Raw genomic sequence first — 19,212 nt, 5'->3', positions numbered from 1 at the left:
CTTCCGCGAAAGAATAAAAAAAATACCAAAAAAAATACCGAACTTTGCATTCCATTAACAAGATAGAAAGACGTGTCAATAGATAAAGATCAAAACTCATACAAAAAGCCATTCAGACATTTTACAACTCCCAAAACAGATAATAAAGAATTTGTTTTTGGTATTCAATCTGTCCTAGAAACCCTAAGGTCTGGTAAAGAAATTGATCGATTATTGGTACAACGTGAATTAGGAAATGTTGAAATTCTCGATTTAGCGAAGGAAAAAGGGGTTCAAGTACAAAAAGTCCCTTTAGAAAAATTAAATCGAATTACTAGAAAAAACCACCAAGGAGCCATCGCTTTCGTTTCAGCGATACACTATGCAAAATTGGATAATGTCATTGCAGATACATTTGAAAAAGGACAAATTCCTTTAATTTTAGTCTTGGATCGCATCACAGATGTAAGAAATTTTGGCGCAATTGCTAGAACAGCAGAATGTGCTGGGGCTCATGCAATTGTAATTCCATCTAGAGGAGCAGCCCAAATCAATGCTGATGCAATGAAAACATCTTCAGGAGCATTGAATTTCCTACCTGTCTGTAAAGAGGACAATTTAATTAGCTCGGTTGAATTTTTACAGAATTCTGGTCTGAAGGTCTTAGCTTGTACAGAAAAGACTAAAAATTCCATTTATCAAATGGACTTAAAAGAGCCTTTAGCTATCATTATGGGATCTGAAGAGGATGGCATTTCGGATGAATTACTTCGAAAAGTAGATGAATTGGCATCGATCCCTCAAAATGGTCAGGTTGGATCACTAAATGTTTCGGTCGCTGCTGGAGTAATTATTTATGAAGCAGTTCGTCAAAGAATTGTGTAATTATTGGCGATTTATTTGAGTAGCCGAAGCTTGAGCTGTGGGTAAAATCGTCACATCTGCAATATTTACATGTGCAGGAGCCATCACTACATACCGAATCAAATCAGCAATATCCTCTGGATATAAAGGGGTAAACCCCTGATAAACAGCATCTGCTTTTTCTTGATTACCTTTAAATCGTACATTCGAAAATCCAGTATTTACAGCACCTGGAGCTACATTCGACACTTTGATACCAAAGGGATTTAAATCTTGTCGCATACCTTGTGACAATGCCTCTACAGCAGCTTTCGATGCACAATAAACATTGCCATTGGGATACACTTGCTTTCCTGCTATGGAGGAAATATTAATGATATGTCCTGATTTATTTTGAATCATCACAGGCATAACAGCCTTTGATACATATAATAATCCACTGACATTCCCATCCATCATAGATTCCCAATCAGCAATATCACCGTCTTGAATGGCACCTAAACCATGCGCATTTCCTGCATTATTTACGAGCACATCAATGTTTTTCCAATTTTCAGGTAAACGATTAATCGAATCAAAAACATCGGATTTAGACCGAACATCAAAAGTTAAAATATAACTTTCGGTTGGAAGTTCTTTTTGTAATTGTTCCAAAGCCTCTTTCCTTCTTCCACAAAGAATGATTCCAAAACCTTCTTTAGATAAAGATTTGGCAGTTGCCTCCCCTATTCCTGAACTTGCACCCGTAATTAAAGCGATCTTTTTCATGTACATAAAATTTTGACGAAGTTAAGGCCAAAGAACTGTCCTAAAAAATTTGGATGTACTTTTGTAAAAAAAAACATTGAAATGAACTATTTAATTGTCGGCTTAGGAAACATTGGTCCTGAGTATTTATTTACGAGACACAATATAGGATTTATGGCTTTGGATTATTTATCCAAGCAAAAAGACCTAACATTCAGCAGTGAAAGATATGGATCCATGGCTCAATTTCGACTAAAAGGAAATCAAATTCATTTATTAAAACCGAATACATTTATGAATTTGAGTGGAAAGGCCGTTAATTATTGGTGTCAACAATTAAAAATAGAAAAAGAAAATTTATTGATACTAAGCGATGACATCGCTTTACCATTTGAAACCTTGCGTTTAAAACCCAAAGGATCAGCGGGTGGACATAATGGATTAAAAAGTATTGAGGCCTCGTTAAATACTCAAGAATATGCCAGATTACGTATCGGAGTTGGTAGTGAATTTTCCAAAGGCAGACAAGTAGATTATGTACTCGGCAACTTTTCAGAGAAAGAATTTGAAGTGATTCCTAGCATTTTGGATAGAACTAATTCAATAATCGAAAATTTTTGCCTAGAAGGACTCCAAAAAACAATGAACAAATACAACCAATAATTGTATTTTTTAAAGAATTTTATAATTTTTCCTAAATTTTAAAATTAGAATTATTCAAAACTAATAAAGAAACTAACCAAATATTATTTTGAATTTTTAAAAAATACATTAATTTTATTCTTAAAATAACACCTTTTATAGAATTTATAAATATTTAGTGTCAAAAATTGTTCAAAACAAAGTTTGGCGATATAAAAAAAATACAATAATTTTGTATCGTTGATTTAGATATTAAATATAACAAATCTTATGAAAAGCAAAATTTTAACGATTAGCTGCTTAGTTGGACTAAGCTTAATCACAACAGCGGTAAAAGCAAGCGGTAATTCTTCTAATGTAGAAGGTTCGACATTTAACATGTCATTAACAAAAGAAACTCTTTCTGAAAAAGTTCAGACTTTAATAAATAAGAATAATTCAAAAACTCAATCATCTGCAGCAAGTTTAACAATCTCTATCTTAGAGGATTACCAAAACAAACAGATGAATTATTTAGTAGCAAGTAAAGAGGAAAAAGCAATTTTTAATCAAACAATTCAATCAATTTCTAGCCAAGCTCAAAATATTTCGGACGAAAAGTCGTTGAATTGGATAAAAGAAATAAACAAGTCTGCAAAGGCGATCAATGCGATTTGGGGATCTTTGGAACAAGCTCCCGTTTTAGAAAATGAGTTAAATCCACTTTCTGAAACTAAAGAAGATTTAGTAATTGTGTTTTAAAATTAGATTGTTAGTAGTTTTCATAGTTAAATAGGTTTAGAGGTAATCAAAAAAGGTGTCGTTTATAACAACACCTTTTTTTTTATTTTTTTTGCATTAAACTTATATTATTTCTAAAAATATAGTATATTTGTATAAATTTTCATAGTTAAATAGGTTTAGAGGTTAGCAATAAGGCAAGAAGTTTCTTCTAGCCTTATTTTTTTCTACCTACTTATCAATTTATACTTGCTCCATCCCACATTTTGGCCCCTGGCATCAAAAAGTCCAATTTACCATCTTGCCCCTCTGCCATTAAAATCATTCCTTCACTTTCCAACCCCATCATTTTTCTAGGCGCCAAATTCGCTAAAAATGTTACCTGCTTACCCACTACCGTTTCAGGATCAAAGGATTCAGCTATTCCACTTAATATAGTTCTTGACTTAAAACCATCATTCACTGTCAATTTTAAAAGCTTTTTGCTTTTTTCCATCTTTTCAGCTGCGACAATCGTACCCAATCTTAAATCCAATTTTGCAAAATCATCGTAAGTGATGATCTCTTTTATCTCAGGAACCGATTTATTCGCGATTTCCATATTTTCCTTTGTCTTTTTTAATTTATCAATTTGCGCTTGAACCGTTTCATCTTCTATTTTCTCAAACAAAAGTCCTGGATTCGCCAAGGCTTGCCCTTCCGATATACAATTAAAATTACCTATCATAGACCAATCACAATCGGTTAAACCTAAGGCATTTCTTAACTTCATTGAAGTGAATGGCAAAAATGGTTCCAAAGCGATGCTTACATGCGCCACTAGTTGAACCGCAAAATTCAATACAGAACCTGCTTTTTGAGAATCAACTTTCATCAATTTCCATGGTTCCGTCTCAGCTAAATATTTATTACCCAAGCGAGCAACCTCCATCGTTAACACCAAAGCATCTCTGAATTTATAGTTTTCTAAAGCAAATTCGAGTTTAGTTGGTATTTCATTCACAGCCTCCATCAAATCCTTTTCAAATGCAGTCAACTCTCCTTTTGCAGGAACCTTTGATTCGAAATTTTTATCAATTAAGACAAAAGCACGATTAACAAAATTGCCCAAAATGGCCACTAGCTCTGAATTATTTTTTGTTTGGAAATCTGTCCATGTAAAATCTGCATCCTTACTTTCTGGACTTGAAGCTGTTAAAGCATAACGTAAAACATCCTGTTTTCCAGGAAATTCTTGCAAATATTCATGTAACCATACAGCCCAATTTCGCGAAGTTGAAATTTTATCACCCTCCAAATTCATAAATTCATTGGCTGGCACTTGATCCGCTAATTGAAATTCACCATGCGCCATGCACATAGCAGGAAATATCAATGTATGAAAGACGATATTATCCTTTCCAATAAAATGAACTATCCTAGAGTCATCGGCTTTCCAATACTTCTCCCAATCAGGCTTTAATTGACTTGTCATCGATATATAACCAATTGGCGCATCGAACCATACATATAACACTTTACCATCCGTATCAGGCAAAGGAATAGGCACTCCCCAATTCAAATCGCGGGTCATTGCTCTGGGTCTTAAGCCTTCTTGCAACCAAGATTTAACCTGACCTGTTACATTAGACTTCCATTCAGGATGCTTGGCAATATAACTTTCTAAAGCTGGTTGCCATTGATCCAATGGTAAAAACCAATTTTTAGTAGGTTTTAAAACGGGAGAAGATCCACTTAGCGTAGATTTGGGATTTAATAATTCATTGGGAGACAAGGTTGTTCCACACTTTTCGCATTGATCACCATAGGCTCCTGGCTGTTTACATGAAGGACAATCGCCAACAATGTAACGATCAGCTAAAAATTGTCCAGCTTCTTCATCATAAAATTGTTGCGTAGTTTCTTCGATAAATTTACCAGATTCATATAATTTCAAGAAAAAGTCTTGAGACATTTGGTGATGTACAGGATCTGATGTTCTCCCATAAATATCAAATGATATACCAAAATCAGCAAATGACGATTTAATGACTTGATAATAATGATCAACGACTTCTTGAGGTGTTTTACCCTCTTTTTGAGCTTTAATGGTAATTGGCACACCATGTTCATCTGTCCCAGAAACAAAAATGACATCTTTTTTCTTTAGACGTAAAAATCGAACATAAATATCTGCAGGCAAATAGCATCCCGCTAAATGCCCAATATGAATGGGTCCATTGGCGTATATTAATGCTGCTGTAACGGTTGTTCTGGAAAATTCGGACATAAGGTAAAATAAATGAATCACAAAAATAGGTAAAAAAATCGGACTGATTTATGAAAAATATATGAACATATATCTTAACGATTATTGCATTTTCAAATTTCTATTTGTACATTTGCGAACAATTTAAAAATCAATACGTACATGTTAATTATTTCAATCAAAGAAAACGAGTCGATAGATAAAGCTTTAAAGCGTTTCAAAAAGAAATTTGAGAAAACTGGTGTTGTAAAAGAATTACGTAGAAGATCAGCTTTTGAAAAACCATCAATCGCTCGTCGTACTGAATTAATTCGTGCATCTTACAAGCAAAAGACTTACGGAAACATCAACAACTAGTTTCTCGTATTTTCATAAATAATTGACTATTTTCGATCATGAATCGTGAAATAGTCAATTTTTTTTTACAACACTTGCTCGTAGAAAGACGCTTAAGCAAGCACACAATTACCTCCTATACAACTGATTTAGAACAATTTACGCAATTCATTGAATCAATATCTGAAGGCCAAACACTGACAGAAATCGAGCACAGAACCATCCGATCATGGATAGTGGAACTCTCTAACAAGCAGATTGAAAATAGAAGTATCAATCGAAAAATTGCTACACTTAGAACATTCTATAAATATTTATTAAGAACGGGTAAGATAACAGACAACCCTATGAGTTCCATCAAGATGGTGAAAACTCAAAAAAAATTACCCCAATTTCTGCGTGAAAGTGAAATTGAACCTTTAAATATCGATGTTCCATTAACTAGCTTTGAAGATTATAGAGATTATCTCATCTATTTATTATTGTATGGAACAGGCATTAGATTAGCTGAATTAATTTCCTTGCAACGAAACTCCATCAATTTTCATCAAAAAACAATTCGAGTATTAGGTAAAAGAAACAAAGAAAGAATCATTCCTATTCCCCACTTTTTGGCTGAAATGATAACTAAATACTTAGAATTTTGTCCATTTGAGCATAGCAACTTATTACTTACAGACAAAGGTGGGCCCTTATATCCAATGTTTGTACAACGATTGATTAAAAGTAAGTTATCGGAAGTTAGTACCTTGGAGAAGCTTTCTCCGCACGTTTTACGACACACTTACGCTACGCACTTGTTGAACCAAGGAGCCGACTTAAATGCCATCAAAGAATTATTAGGCCATGCGAACTTGGCTGCAACGCAAGTATATACTCACAATTCGATGGAAAAAATGAAGGAAATATATCTTCAAGCGCACCCAAAAGCCTAATTTGGCAGAATTACAGGGCCTTTTTGATTAATATTGGACACATATTGTTCCGACCCAATTCCCACTTTACTAAATTCATTCTCCATAGCTTGAGCGACTTTCTCGGCAGTTGCTTTACTTTTAGATAAAGCAAAAAGAGAAGGACCAGAACCTGAGATTGAACATCCCAATGCACCTGCGGCAATAGCAGCTGCTTTTACTTCAGCAAATTGAGGAATCAGAATGGAACGCGAAGGTTCAATAATCACATCAACCAAGGAACGACCAATTAAATCATAATCTGGCAATAATAGTCCTGCAACCAAGCCCGCTACATTACCCATTTGTGTAATTGTAGTACTCAATGAAATTTCTTTATCTAAAATTCCTCTAGCATCTTTCGTATTGACTTCAATTTGAGGATGTACGATACTTGCGAACAGGTCATCTGGAGTTTTAATTTGAACAATATCCAAAGGCTGATAGCTACGAATAATAACAAATCCTCCCAATAAACTAGGTCCAACGTTATCTGCATGAGCAGAACCACATGCTACACGTTCACCTTCCATCGCAAAAGGCAATAATTCACTTTGAGTCAAAGGTCTTCCCATCAATTCATTTGCAGCAAAAACACCTGCTACAGCAGATGCAGCTGAAGAACCGAGTCCTGAACCCAAAGGCATATCTTTATGCAAAGAAATTGAAAAGCCTTGCTCAGGCTTTCCGATAAACTCTAAAAACTTTTGAATGGCAATTCCTGCTGTATTTTTAGAGACCTCTAAAGGCAAACGACCATCATCGCCAGTTATTTCTTTGATAACAATACCTGGTTCTGTTCTTTTTTCCAATACAATTTCATCGCCTGGGTGATTAACTGCAAAACCAAAAATATCAAAGCCACATGCCACATTGGCTACTGTTGCAGGGGCATAAACACGAATCTTTTCCATGATATTTAAGCTAAATTACTACCCAATGAAACGATATCGGCAAATACACCAGAGGCTGTTACTTCTGCTCCTGCACCTGGCCCTTTTATCACCAAAGGTCGATCATGATAGCGTTTTGTTGTAAAGGCAATTACATTATCGGCACCGTCCATTTGATAAAAAGGATGTTTTTCATCAATTGCCCGCAAGCCAATGGTGATTTTTTGATTTTCTAAAGTAGCAATATAACGAAGTACTTTTCCTTGCTGATAGGCTTCATTAACCATATTTTCAAAGAATACATTCGATTTTTCTAATTCATCAAAAAACGCATCAACCGATGTTGCCTCTTCGCAATTTTGTGGTATTATTTTTTCAATCGTAATATCTGAAAACTCTAATTTTAAACCTATTTCTCTACTCAAAATCAATATTTTCCTTGCAACATCCATCCCACTCAAATCTTCTCTTGGATCTGGCTCAGTATATCCTTTTTCTTTCGCTTGTTTAACTACTTCGGCAAAGGATTTCCCTGGCTTAAATTGATTAAATATGAACGACAAAGTTCCTGATAATACTCCTTCAATTTTAGTAAATCGATCACCTGAAGCAATTAATCCTTGTAATGTATTTATGACCGGCAAACCTGCTCCTACATTCGTCTCGTACAAAAACTTCACTCCTTTAGCAAGAGCCGTTTGATGTAATTCAGCATACAATTGATAAGGTCCTGAATTAGCTACTTTATTAGGAGTTACCACGGAAACGTTGGTCTGAAATAAACCCAAATAATGCTGATAAATATGTTTATCAGCTGTACAATCTGCAAAAACTGAATTTGGAAGATTCAATTTCTTGATTTCGCTGACAAAATCTTCAATTTTATTCTGAATCCCTTTTTCATTCAATTCAAGAATCGCAGTTGAAATATCTATTCCATTGCTATCTATTAATTGTTTTTTGCTATTCGCAATTCCAACTAATTTAACTCGCAAGCCTTTGTATTTTTCTAAATATTTTTCTTGACCTTTTAATTGTTCTAGAAGGGTTTTACCTATGAGACCTGCTCCAACTAAAAACAAATGAATGGTTTTTATTTGTGAAAAGAAAAATGTCTCATGAATGACATTTAGGGCTTTGGAAAGATCTTTTTGATCAATCACAACCGATATATTTAACTCAGAAGAACCTTGCGCTGTAGCGACAATGTTAATCCCATTTTTACCTAACACAGAAAACAACTTTCCACTTACACCAGTATGTTGGCGCATTCCTTCTCCCACTACTGCTATAACAGATAAATTCGATTGTATATCAATCCCTTCAATATCTCCAATTTCAATTTCTTGCGCAAATTCTTTTTCTAACAAATCCTTTACGGTTTGGGCCATTTGAGGCTCAATAGCAAAACAAATGGAATGTTCAGAAGAAGCCTGAGAAATAAGAATAACTGAAATTTTTTCTCGAGAAAGAACGGTAAATAATTTGGCAGAAACACCCGCCACTCCAATCATACCTGAGCCTTGTAAATTAACAAGAGCCAAATGATCTATCGATGAAATTCCAGTAATAATATAAGGTGTTTTTTTAGCCACTCGACTAATAATTGTCCCTTTAAATGAAGGATTAAACGTATTTAAAACTCGAATGGGTATATTTTTTGCAAAAGCTGGCTGCAAAGATGGAGGGTATATTACTTTTGCTCCAAAATGGGTCAATTCCATTGCTTCAGCATAACTAATTGTAGGTATGGTAAAGGCATTAGAGACCTTTCTTGGATCGGCAGTCATCATACCATCAACATCTGTCCAGATTTCAATTTCTTTTACAGACAATGCTGCTCCTAAAATGGAAGCTGTATAATCAGAACCTCCACGACCTAAGGTAGTCGTTTCTCCAGAAGCATTGGCTCCTATGAAACCAGTTACTAATCCAATTTTATGCTCGTTTTTAGTAAAAAAATCTTGAATCAATGGATTACTTACTGAAAAATTAACTTCAGATTTCCCGAATGCATCATTGGTTTGAATGATTTGTCTTGCATCAACATAGATGACAGGCAAACCTTTTTGGGATAAAATTGCTGTAATTAAAGAGGTAGATAAACGCTCGCCAAAACTAACCAATAAATCAGATGATTTAGGAGAAATTTCTTTCAACAAAGTAATTCCCTTCAGGACGTCTCTTAATTCATTAACAAGTGTTCGAATGGAAGCGATAACCTGAGATTGTCCAGTAACAGGAATAAAATGCTTAATTAGCTCAAAATGGCGATTTTCAATATTCGCAATAAGATCTTCAGCGGGTTTTTTACCTGTGGAAGCCAATTTTCCTGCTTCTAACAAAGCATTCGTTACTCCGCTCATCGCGGAAAATACCACAGCAAATTTGGTTTTAGAATTCCAATTGGATTCAATGATGGTTAATACAGATTGAATGCTTTCAACACTTCCGCAGCTCGTTCCTCCGAACTTTAATATTTTTTCCATTAATATAGAAGAGAAAATGATTCCCACCTTTACAAACAGGTGAGCAATTCACAAAGATACGACTTAACCGTTATTTTTACCTATAATACGGTGCCCTTTATGCCTCCTTCGAGTGGTTTTTTTATAATTATCTGATAAAACGGAAATATTTCCATCGGTTTCCAAAATGGAAAGGTTTACATGACTTATATTATCCACGCCATGCTCTCTAATGGCCGCTTCTAATTCCTCTAAACTAATTTGAGCTTTTTTCAATCCCTCTTCATTCAGTTTTCCATCATAAATCAATAGAATTGGCTCCCCTTCCACAAAAGTTTTGAGGGTTGAATTATATTGAGTAACCTTTTTCAGCAAAAAATTCATCACGAATAAAGCAAAAGCTGCTACCAGACCACCTTCCAAAGAAGAGTCCGACCCAACCATGGCATTTTGAACAGAATTCGAAATTAATAAGATGAAAACAACATCGATAACCGATAATTGAGCAAATTCTTTTTTCCCAAAAACACGAATAGCCGCTACGATGAATACGTAAACGGCTATTGATTTAAGGGCTATTATTAAGTAGCCTTCCATAACTTATTTTTTCTTTTCAGCTGCCATAACCATTGCTAGGTTTAATTTTGCAGCTAAATCATACACATTTGTCAAATCTTGAACAGTTTGATTTCTGTCCATTCTTACGATCAAAGTAACAGCTTTCTTCGCCTGTACATCTTTCGTCAACTCCTCTTCCAAATTTGCAAAATCGATTTGACGATCATCGATGAAATAATTTTTATTTTCATCTACTGTCAAACGAATTACTTCATTCGCTGGAGTACTCTGAGGCTTATTGGTTTCTGGCAATAACAACTTAATAGCATCAGGAGAGGCTAAAGTTGAAATCATTAAAAAGAACATTAATAGGAAAAACAAGATATCCGCCAATGCCCCAGTTTCAACTTCAGATGCTTCTCTATTTCTTTTTCTAAAATTCATACGAATTAATCTAAAAATTAGGCCTTATTGGCAGGCTTGTGAAGAATATCTAAAAAGTCAATGGCTGTAATTTCCATTTTATTGATGGTTCTGTCAATCATAGTTGTTAACAATGTATAAAGTACATAAGCAATAATACCTACAATTAAACCAGATGCAGAAGTAACCATTTTCTCATAAATACCCCCCGCTATAGTAGCAATATCGATTTTGTTGGATGTTGAAATATTATGGAAAGTACGAATCATACCAGTTACTGTACCCAAGAATCCAAACATCGGTGCAATACGAGCAATAGCACTTAATATTCCTAGATTTTTCTCCATGTTATAAATCTCCACTTTCGCTTTGTTTTCAATCGCCGTTTCAATATCACGAATTGGCGATCCTAGGCGAGACAAGCCTTTTTCCAACAATTTAGCAATTGGATATGGTGAGGTTTTACAGTAAGTAATGGCACTTTGAACATTTCCGCTTACCAACATATCGTTGATGGTATGCAAAAAGTTCTCATCCAATTTGGCTGTTTTACGAATGTACAAATAGCGTTCTATGAACAAAAATACAGCCCCTGCAAATAGGAGACCGATCGGATACATGACATATCCACCTTTTCCTAAAAGGTCTAAAACAGAAAAGTCTTCTGCCACTTTAGCGACTTGTTGAACTGGTTCTGAATTGATAACTGAATCTGCTACTGCGGCAGTTGAATCAAGGGCTTGAGTGCCTGCTTGAAGTAATATTGAAGCTAGCGAAAATGCCATAAATTATTGACTATTTGAAAAATTAATTAATTTTTAGAATGATTTACAAGTTTACGATTTTTTTTTCACAATTTCTATGAATCTATGCTGGATAAAATTGCTGAACACAAAAAGCCTTCTTTTAAACTATAATTAGATAAATATAATTCTTTCATTTGGAGCTCTTTCAAAACTATATCAATCAATGTATTGGCATACGGAAAGATGCTCGCTCTAAATTGTTTCATTCCGGCCATTTTTTTTCTTTCCAAATAGGAAGACTCCTCTATGAAACGTAGGTTTTGATAAAATATTTCAACATCTAAAGATTGGAATGGCAATATTTTAGATTCTATCATACCTTTCGAGGCTTTCTCTAAATCCCAAATTGTTTCAAATGCTCCCGCAGCGCCAATTAAAGCTTGTGGTTTCATTTTGTTAGCTATTTCAAAAAGAGGGTTTAAAGCATTCCTAACATAATTTTGTAGGTCATCTTTTATACTTATATCAAATTCCGAATCTCGATGAAAAAGCGACTGTAATTTCAATCCGCCCAACTCAAAACTATGTTTCCAATAAACTTTTCTGTCTTCAAATAAAATAAATTCAACACTCCCTCCCCCAATGTCCATCGCTAGACTCTTTTTATCCCAATCATTTGGTAAAGAATGAACAATTCCTTCAAAAATATAGCTAGCTTCTTTTTCTCCTGAAATGACACTTACTTTAAAATCAAATTCAGTTTGAATCATATCAACCAATTCATGCGCATTAGAAGCCTGACGGATAATACTTGTGCCAATGGCATTCACTTCTGAGACTGAATATGGATGAATGATTTGATTAAATTCATGAAGTACCATTCGAGCTCTTTCCAAGGCATCTTTTTGGATAATCTGATCTTTCATTGCTCCCTTTCCCAATTGAACCGGTTTTTGCACATTTTCAACGATTACCAAGCCTTTTTCATCAAAAAATCCGATTAATAATTGGAAAGTATTGGTACCTAAATCAATAACTGCTGAAAACTTGGACATGCTTTTGTAAAATTTGAACAAAATTAAACCAAAATATGGTTTAAGTCTTAAATTAAATTCTCTAAATTAGAGGATATGTTCATCAAACAACATCAAACTATTTTTTATGCTTGATCCAGAATACAACGAAGATAGAGAAGACATTTCGTCCACTTTATTGCGTTTTGAAAAAATGATCAATCAAGAAGAAGATTCTTTCTTTGACATTGAGACGTTGGAAAAAATTGCGGATCACTATTTCAATTTGGCTAATTTCGATCAAGCTTTAAAAGCCTGCGACCTAGGTTTAAATCATTTTCCTTATACCCTAGAGTTAATTATTTTAAAATCTCAAATTTTGGGAGAACTTCAAAAACCCGAAGAAGGGATTGAATTAATTGAAAATAGCATTTTATTATTTCCGTCAAATATTGAGTTATTATTGGTTAAAGGAGCTTTATTGACTCAAATCAATGAATTTGAACCAGCAATACAATTATTACTTTCATGTATTGACCAAACAGATGAAAAAGATGAGGTTTATTTCCGATTAGGTCTCGCTTATTTAGCTTGGTCTAAACCGCGTGAGGCCATTGATATGTTCAAAAAAGCCTTGGAAATCAATTATGAAAATGAAAATGCACTCATAGAACTAGCGAATGCATTGGATGAGGTAGGAAAAATAGAAGAGAGTATCCCCTATTATCAATCATTCATTGATAAAGATCCATTTTCTTATACAGCTTGGTATAATTTAGGCATTGCCTATTCCAAATTAAAACTCTACGAAAAGGCAATAGATGCCTATCAATATTCATTGGCGATTGAACCCAGCTTTGCATCTTCCTTGTATAATTTGGGCAATACATACTTGAATACTAAAGAATATGTTAGTGCAGAAGAGGCATTTCGGGAATGTTTAAAATACGACGACCCAAATCCAGAATTGTATTGTAGCTTGGCATTGAGTTTAGAGCGTCAAAAAAAATTAAAAGAAGCATTAGGCTACTATAAAGAATCTGTGAAGATAGATCCTCTTTGGGATGAAGGATTTTATGGAATTGCATTTTGTTTGACGGAATTAAACAATTGGTTCGAAGCCTTGCATTTCATCAAAAAAGCTTTAAAGTTAAATGCACTAAATCCTTTATATTGGACAGGATTAGGCGATATAGAAGGTTATTTAGGAAATACCATATCCGCTGATGAAGCGTATCAAAAGTCGATCGACTTGGATTCTTTTTTTGCACTAACATGGATTAAATGGGCTCAATTGCATTATGATTTAAACGATTTTGAAAAATCTGCGGACATCATGCTTTCTGCCATCGACGAATTACCCGAAGAGGCTGAATTTTACTATCGCTCGGCTATTTATTTAATAAAAGCAGGGCAATTCAAAGAAGCTTTTCATTTTTTGGAGTCTGGTTTGTTACTTGACTATGAAAAGCATGAAATTATATTTGAATATTTCCCAAATATTGAAACACAGAAAGCAATTTTCAAATTAATTCAGCAATACAAAAAGTAATTTTCAACCTTTCAAATAATATCCTAACCTCTCATAAAAATCTACTAAAATATCAAGCTAAAAAATCTCAAATTATCTAATTAACAACAAATCTATCTCCATTTATGAAGAAAATCATTTTATCGTTATTTCTGATTAGTATCGGAATTTCGAATTTGAAGGCGCAACAAAAAGTAGTCGCCACCACTAATTCAAAACCAAGCCTTTCTATTCCTGAAAAAATCACTTCTGCTGAAGGAATCACGGAATACAAATTAGCCAACGGATTAAAAGTTTTACTTTTTCCAGACCCTTCTAAGCAGACCATTACTGTAAACATCACTTATTTGGTCGGTTCAAGACATGAAGGCTATGGTGAAACGGGAATGTCGCATCTATTAGAGCACATGGTTTTTAAAGGAACCAAAGAGAAACACAAAGAAGTTGCCAAAGAGATTTCAGATCATGGAGCTCAATTCAATGGCACGACTTGGTTAGACAGAACGAATTATTTTGAGACTTTTGCTGCTACAGATGAAAATTTAGACTGGGCGTTGGACATGGAGGCAGATAGAATGATTAATTCTAGAATTGCCAAAAGTGAATTAGAAACAGAAATGACTGTGGTTAGAAACGAATTTGAATCAGGAGAAAATGATCCAGGTAGTGTTTTGATGGAAAGAATTGTTTCTACAGCCTTTTTATGGCATAACTATGGTAATTCCACTATTGGTGCTAGATCAGATATTGAAAAAGTTCCAATCGAAAATTTACAAGCCTATTATAAAAAATACTATCAACCAGATAATGCTGTTTTGTTAGTAGCAGGAAAATTTGATCCGATTAAAACATTAAAATTAATCAATGAAAAATTTGGCATCATCCCACGACCAGAACGTGTTTTAACCAAAACATTTACAGCTGAACCAACTCAAGATGGAGAAAGAGAAGTTGTTTTGCGCCGTGTTGGCGATGTGCAAGTAGTTGGAATGGCTTATCATATTCCTTCAGGATTACACCCAGACTACATCGCTTGTGATGTAATGGCAGATTTGTTAACCGATGCACCGTCTGGAAGATTGTACAAAGCGTTGATAGACACGAAAAAAGCTTCCTCTCAATTTGGATTTTCCTTCCAATTAAAGGAACCGGGAATCAGCTATTTTGGAGCGGAGGTTTTAAAAGGTAAATCTGTGGATTCCGTAAAAAACATCATGATTGAAACAATTGAAAAATTTGCTAAAACTCCACCTACACAAGAAGAGGTAGATAGAATCAAGGCAAAAAACATCAAAAATGTTGAATTATTATTAAATAATGCTCAAAGAGTAGGTGTAGGATTATCGGAATATATTGCCCAAGGTGATTGGAGATTATTGTTCCATACAAGAAATATGATGGAAAAAATTACTCCAGCTGATATTCAACGAGTAGCTGAAAAATACTTTAAATCGGCCAACAGAACTTCGGGTGTATTCTATCCAACTGAAAAACCTGATAGAGCTGAAATTCCAGAAGCAAAAGAAGTGGATGAGATCTTAAAAGATTTTAAAGGAAAAGCAGCAGTTGCTGAGGGTGAGGCTTTTGATCCATCTCCAAGTAATATAGATGCCAGAACTAAAACAGATGTTATTGGTGGTGTAAAATTGGCCTTATTAGCGAAAAAAACAAGGGGAAATTCTGTTTTTGCAAAAATGACGCTTCGTTTCGGTGATGAAAAATCCTTGTTAGGAACTTCTACTGCTGCAGATTTAGCAGCGGATATGTTGACAAAAGGAACTAAACTTCATACTCGTCAACAATTCCAAGATGAATTAGATAAAATTAAAGCGAGAGTTAGTATTTCAGGAGGTCCTACACAAGCGAATGTTTCTATTGAAACTACCAAGGATAATTTAATTCCAGCTTTAAAATTAGTAGCAGAGGCACTAAAGCAACCTATTTTCCCAGCTGATGAATTTGAAAAGTTAAAACAAGAAAATTTAACGTCCATCGAGTCACAAAAAAGTGAACCATCTGCAAAAGCAAGCGATGTCTTAAATCAGTTGCGTACAGGACATTATCCAAAAAATGATGTTAGATACCAACCAAGTATGGAAGAAACAACAGCGAACTATACTGCTGCTAAATTGGAAGAGTCGATCAATTTTTACAAGAATTTTTACGGTGCATCTAATGCAACTTTCTCTGTTGTTGGCGATTTTGATGAAACTGCTGTTAAAGAATTGATCAAAACAGAATTTGGATCATGGAAATCACCTAAACCGTTTACAAGGGTTCCAGATGTTTTCAAAGAGGTTAAAGCAGTGGTAAAATCAATTGAAACACCTGATAAAGCTAATGCATTCTTCTTAGTATATCAACCCATAAAAATGTCAGATTCTGATCCAGATTTTGCTGCGATGGAATTGGCTAATTATATGTTAGGGGGAGGAAGTGGATTAAGTTCTAGATTAATGAATAGAATCCGCCAAAAAGAGGGATTATCTTATGGTGTAGGTTCTCAATTTGCAGCTAGTCCCTTAGACAATAATGGTGCATTTGTTGCTTATGCCATTTATGCTCCTGAGAACATTACAAAGTTAGAAGCAGCCTTTAAAGAAGAAATTGAAAAAGTACTTAAAGAAGGCTTTACTCAGAAAGAAATCGATGAAGCGAAAAAATCTTGGATCCAAGCCAAACAAGTTACTCGTTCTCAAGATAATTCTTTGAGCAATACATTGAATTCAAATCTTTATTTAGGCAGATCGTTGAAATGGGCTGAAGATTTAGAAAAGAAAGTAAGTAGTTTAACGATAGACCAAATTTTACAAGCTTCAAGAAAGACGATTGACTTAACTAAAATGTCGTTTATCAAAGCTGGTGATTATGCGGGTGCTGCTAAAAAAATGGCAGAAAAAGCCAAAGACAAACCATCTGAAACAGGTGCTGTTGGAGGAGAACCTAAAAAATAATCTCTTGTTTCAACTAATTAAAAAGACCTCCCAAAATAAGGGAGGTCTTTTTTTATGCTTGTTCCCAATCTTTACAATTACAAAATTGTTCCCCAAATGGGCAAGATTTCACATTATAATCACAAAGCTCAATATGAACAGTACCACTATTTAATACGGGAACTCTTTTGTTAAAAACAGAAAGTAATAAGGCATATTTTTTATTAGCAGGTAATACCTTTGGCATATCTACTTCAATGCACCAAGTACTCAATAATCTAGTTAGGCTTTTATTAATTTCTTTCATTTGATAAATTTCCAATCGATCAGAAGGTGGAAATTGTATCAATTCCAATCCAATTATTTCAGAAATTGATTTCAAATTCTCATTCTGAAAATACTTTTCAATTTCCATCAAATGATCCTCAAAGCTTTTTTCAGAATCAACTTGAACAAATCCAGACGCATTATAATCTTCTCTTGATCTTTCTGACACCTGCATATCATCAATCAATTGCATTACATATTTTTCCATGAGTTTAAAAAGGTTAGGTAAATAGAATGCTCAAAAATATGGAATGCAGAGATATTAATTTGACAATAAACTGATAAAATTCAACAATTATAAGTTAACTGATTTTAAAATTTTTGGGCAAAAAAAAAGGTGCAAAACTTGCGTTTTACACCTTCTGAAATCAATCAAATTTATTACGAATGCAAAGCTCTCTTGCTTGTAGCTGCTAAACAAGCCTCTTTCATTGCTTCTGTGTAAGTTGGGTGTGCATGTGACATTCTTGCCACATCTTCTGCACTTGCACGGAATTCCATAGCAACAACTGCCTCAGCAATCATATCCGCAGCACGAGCACCAATGATATGAACACCCAAAATCTCATCTGTTTGTGCATCAGCAAGAACTTTTACCAATCCATCCACATCCATTGAAGCAACCGCTCTACCTAATGCTTTGAAAGGAAATGAACCCTCTTTATAAGCAACACCTGCTGTTTTTAATTCTTGTTCTGTCTTACCAACAGATGCTACTTCTGGCCAAGTATAAACTACACCAGGAATTAAATTATAGTTGATATGGGGTTTTTGACCTGCGATAACTTCCGCGACAAAAACGCCTTCCTCTTCTGCTTTATGAGCTAACATAGCACCTCTAACTACATCACCAATGGCATAGATTCCAGGAACCGAAGTTTGTAAGGTATGCTCATCAATTGCAATTCTACCTCTTTCATCTGCACTTAAACCTGCTGCAGCTAAATTCAATCCATCCGTATAAGGTCTTCTTCCGATACAAACAAGGCAATAATCTCCTTTTATTTCAACCTCCTCACCTTTTGAATTTTTAGCTTTAACAACTACTTCCTTGCCTTTATTGTCAACTCCAGTAACTTGGTGAGAAAAATAAAAATCAGCGCCTAATTTGCCGATAGATTTTTGCAATTCCTTTCCCATCGTTTTATCCATGGTAGGAATCATTCCTTCTGCAAATTCAACAAAAGATACTTTTGAGCCTAAACGAGCATAGACAGAACCTAATTCAGCGCCAATCACACCTGCTCCTATCACAATTAAATGTTTAGGAATTTCAGTCAATTTCAATGCTTCCGTAGAAGTAATTACACGTTTTTTATCTACAGGAATAAATGGTAAAATAGTTGGTTTAGAACCTGTAGCAATGATGATATTTTTGGCAGAAATAACTTCTGACGAACCGTCTTCCTTGGTTATCTTAACAGATTTAGGACCATCAAAAGAACCTAAACCATGAAAGGTTGTAATTTTATTTTTTTTCATCAAAAATGAAATTCCACCATTCATTTTTTCAACCACACCTGTTTTTCTGGCAATCATTTTTGCCAAATCAACTTTTGGTTTTGAGATGACAATACCATGCTCCTCAAAACTATGTATTGCATTATAATAATGCTCTGAAGAATCCAATAATGCTTTTGAAGGAATACAACCCACATTTAAACAGGTTCCACCCATGACAGCATATTTTTCAACTATGGCTGTTTTTAATCCCAATTGAGCGGCTCTGATGGCAGAAACATATCCGCCAGGTCCTGAACCAATTACTACTACGTCAAATTCTTGCATAAGGCTAATAAAAAAGGAATAGGCCCACCAGGAGCCTATTCAA

Annotated in this window: 17 protein-coding genes; 7 read left to right on the top strand and 10 right to left on the bottom strand. The window is 34.6% G+C overall.

Translation table 11 applies throughout. The features are described 5' to 3' along the window. Positions 1-78 precede the first annotated feature (78 nt). Positions 79-864: a 23S rRNA (guanosine(2251)-2'-O)-methyltransferase RlmB gene (gene rlmB, locus V7S79_RS00990; protein WP_459489261.1), complete on the top strand. Its 786-nt coding sequence runs from the start codon at positions 79-81 to the stop codon at positions 862-864. On the opposite strand, the gene V7S79_RS00985 is transcribed toward rlmB, so the two are convergent. Further along, positions 865-1,611 carry an SDR family NAD(P)-dependent oxidoreductase gene (locus V7S79_RS00985; protein ID WP_459488593.1) on the bottom strand — a complete coding sequence of 249 codons (747 nt, stop codon included), beginning with the start codon at positions 1,609-1,611 and terminating at the stop codon, positions 865-867. A gap of 81 nt (positions 1,612-1,692) precedes the next feature. Here V7S79_RS00985 and pth point away from each other — a divergent pair, with 81 nt between their 5' ends. After that, the gene (gene pth / locus V7S79_RS00980; protein WP_459488592.1) at positions 1,693-2,253 is read left to right on the top strand and encodes an aminoacyl-tRNA hydrolase; all 561 of its coding nucleotides are present in this window, start codon (positions 1,693-1,695) and stop codon (positions 2,251-2,253) included. 249 nt (positions 2,254-2,502) lie between these two features. After that, positions 2,503-2,973 carry a hypothetical protein gene (locus tag V7S79_RS00975; RefSeq protein WP_459488590.1) on the top strand — a complete coding sequence of 157 codons (471 nt, stop codon included), beginning with the start codon at positions 2,503-2,505 and terminating at the stop codon, positions 2,971-2,973. Positions 2,974-3,190: 217 nt separating this feature from the next. Here the strand turns inward: V7S79_RS00975 and metG are convergent, their stop codons facing one another. Further along, positions 3,191-5,221, bottom strand: coding sequence for a methionine--tRNA ligase (gene metG / locus V7S79_RS00970; RefSeq protein ID WP_459488588.1), 2,031 nt, complete (start codon positions 5,219-5,221; stop codon positions 3,191-3,193). Positions 5,222-5,362: 141 nt separating this feature from the next. Between metG and rpsU the strand changes: the two genes are divergently transcribed. Both rpsU and V7S79_RS00960 read left to right on the top strand, forming a co-directional pair. Next, complete coding sequence (rpsU, locus tag V7S79_RS00965; RefSeq protein ID WP_109323208.1) at positions 5,363-5,557, top strand: 30S ribosomal protein S21; 195 nt, start codon at positions 5,363-5,365, stop codon at positions 5,555-5,557. Positions 5,558-5,595: 38 nt separating this feature from the next. After that, the gene (locus V7S79_RS00960) at positions 5,596-6,471 is read left to right on the top strand and encodes a tyrosine-type recombinase/integrase (protein ID WP_459488586.1); all 876 of its coding nucleotides are present in this window, start codon (positions 5,596-5,598) and stop codon (positions 6,469-6,471) included. Here V7S79_RS00960 and V7S79_RS00955 read toward each other — a convergent pair. The 6 genes from V7S79_RS00955 to V7S79_RS00930 form a co-directional block, all read right to left on the bottom strand. Beyond that, complete coding sequence (locus V7S79_RS00955) at positions 6,468-7,403, bottom strand: homoserine kinase (RefSeq protein WP_459488584.1); 936 nt, start codon at positions 7,401-7,403, stop codon at positions 6,468-6,470. The two genes, V7S79_RS00960 and V7S79_RS00955, sit on opposite strands and share 4 nt — an antisense overlap. 5 nt (positions 7,404-7,408) lie before the next feature. After that, entirely contained in the window at positions 7,409-9,871 is a 2,463-nt protein-coding gene (thrA, locus tag V7S79_RS00950; protein WP_459488582.1) for a bifunctional aspartate kinase/homoserine dehydrogenase I, read from the bottom strand. Positions 9,872-9,934: 63 nt separating this feature from the next. Then, positions 9,935-10,447 carry a DUF421 domain-containing protein gene (locus V7S79_RS00945; RefSeq protein WP_459488581.1) on the bottom strand — a complete coding sequence of 171 codons (513 nt, stop codon included), beginning with the start codon at positions 10,445-10,447 and terminating at the stop codon, positions 9,935-9,937. Between the two features lie 3 nt (positions 10,448-10,450). Next, on the bottom strand, positions 10,451-10,852 hold the full coding sequence (locus V7S79_RS00940) for an ExbD/TolR family protein (RefSeq protein ID WP_459488579.1): 402 nt from the start codon (positions 10,850-10,852) through the stop codon (positions 10,451-10,453). A gap of 17 nt (positions 10,853-10,869) precedes the next feature. Beyond that, positions 10,870-11,616, bottom strand: a complete 747-nt coding sequence (locus V7S79_RS00935; RefSeq protein ID WP_459488577.1) for a MotA/TolQ/ExbB proton channel family protein — start codon at positions 11,614-11,616, stop codon at positions 10,870-10,872. Positions 11,617-11,690: 74 nt separating this feature from the next. Continuing rightward, positions 11,691-12,632, bottom strand: coding sequence for a Ppx/GppA phosphatase family protein (locus V7S79_RS00930; protein ID WP_459488575.1), 942 nt, complete (start codon positions 12,630-12,632; stop codon positions 11,691-11,693). Positions 12,633-12,738: 106 nt separating this feature from the next. Here V7S79_RS00930 and V7S79_RS00925 point away from each other — a divergent pair, with 106 nt between their 5' ends. Continuing rightward, positions 12,739-14,142: a tetratricopeptide repeat protein gene (locus tag V7S79_RS00925; RefSeq protein ID WP_459488574.1), complete on the top strand. Its 1,404-nt coding sequence runs from the start codon at positions 12,739-12,741 to the stop codon at positions 14,140-14,142. 104 nt (positions 14,143-14,246) lie between these two features. Further along, positions 14,247-17,075: a M16 family metallopeptidase gene (locus V7S79_RS00920; protein ID WP_459488573.1), complete on the top strand. Its 2,829-nt coding sequence runs from the start codon at positions 14,247-14,249 to the stop codon at positions 17,073-17,075. A 52-nt stretch (positions 17,076-17,127) separates the two neighbouring features. On the opposite strand, the gene V7S79_RS00915 is transcribed toward V7S79_RS00920, so the two are convergent. Together V7S79_RS00915 and lpdA are read right to left on the bottom strand one after the other, a co-directional pair. Continuing rightward, a complete protein-coding gene (locus V7S79_RS00915) occupies positions 17,128-17,589 on the bottom strand; it encodes a hypothetical protein (protein ID WP_459488571.1) in 462 nt (153 codons plus the stop codon). Positions 17,590-17,762: 173 nt separating this feature from the next. Beyond that, a complete protein-coding gene (lpdA, locus tag V7S79_RS00910; RefSeq protein ID WP_459488570.1) occupies positions 17,763-19,169 on the bottom strand; it encodes a dihydrolipoyl dehydrogenase in 1,407 nt (468 codons plus the stop codon). Positions 19,170-19,212: the final 43 nt, after the last annotated feature.

The organism is Aquirufa sp. ROCK-SH2 (assembly GCF_054558315.1).
Note: the sequence above shows the minus strand (reverse complement) of the source record. Positions and strands in the feature narration are given on the sequence as shown.